Source organism: Rhodococcus zopfii NBRC 100606 = JCM 9919, assembly GCF_001895025.1.
Taxonomy (GTDB): domain Bacteria; phylum Actinomycetota; class Actinomycetes; order Mycobacteriales; family Mycobacteriaceae; genus Rhodococcus; species Rhodococcus zopfii.
The window spans coordinates 1-986 of record NZ_BCXI01000131.1; the positions used below are offsets into that span (position 1 = coordinate 1).

Annotated in this window: 1 protein-coding gene; it reads left to right on the forward strand. The window is 69.2% G+C overall.

The genetic code is table 11. From position 1 onward, the window contains the following. Positions 1-91 precede the first annotated feature (91 nt). A complete protein-coding gene (locus tag RZ1_RS29445; protein ID WP_238072558.1) occupies positions 92-961 on the forward strand; it encodes an IS5 family transposase in 870 nt (289 codons plus the stop codon). Positions 962-986 lie beyond the last annotated feature (25 nt).

A 986-nucleotide genomic window follows, 5' to 3' on the forward strand; every position in this document is an offset into this window, starting at 1 on the left:
AAGAGAGTGTTGTGGAACCCTGTGCTGACGCGGCGTGTCGGCCGTGGTATCCGAACGTGATCGATGATCGTGTCGGTACGTGTGTCCGTGTGTGTGCAAGCCCGCCTACGACTCGTCGCTGACCGATGCGCAGTGGGCGGTGATCGCACCGCTGCTGCCTCGACCGAGCCCGCGGCTCGGGGGCCGGCCGGCGGTGCACCCACGCCGACTGGTCGTCGACACGATCTTGTACGTGCTGGCCACCGGCTGCGCCTGGCGGCTGGTCCCGCACGATCTGGCCCCGTGGAGCACCGCCTACCGGATCTTCGCCGCCTGGAGCGCGGACGGCACCTGGGCGCGCATCCACGACACCCTGCGAGATCGGTTGCGTGCCAACGACGGACGTGATCCGCAACCGTCGGCGGCGGTGCTGGACTCGCAGTCGGTGCGCAGCAGCGAGGGCGGCGAGCAGATCGGCTACGACGCCGGCAAACGCGTCCGGGGCCGCAAGCGTCATCTGCTGGTCGACACCCTCGGGTTGATGTTGGTCGGGCTGGTGCACTCGGCGTCGGTGCAGGACCGGGCCGGGGCCCGGCTGGTGCTGGCCGGGGCCCGGACCCGGTTTCCCGGGTTGGGGCTGGTGTGGGTCGACGGCGGGTACGTCAACTCGGTCGATGCGGGCCTGGTCGACTGGGCGGCCCGCACCGAGAATCTCGAGGTCGTGGTGGTACCTCGCAACGCGGACGTGAAAGGCTTCCAGGTGCTGCCCCGGCGGTGGGTGGTCGAGAGGACCTTCGGATGGTTGACGAGGTGTAGACGGTTGGCGCGGGACTACGAACGCAAGACGGCACATGCCGAGGCCATGATCCAGGTCGCGATGATCAGGCTCATGGCGGCCCGCCTGGCCGGCGAGGACATCGAGCCCCGCGGTCCGATCGAAGCCGAAGCGGCACGCCGGCTAGCAGAGGACCTCACCGACTGACAGCGCGGGTTCCACAACACTCTCT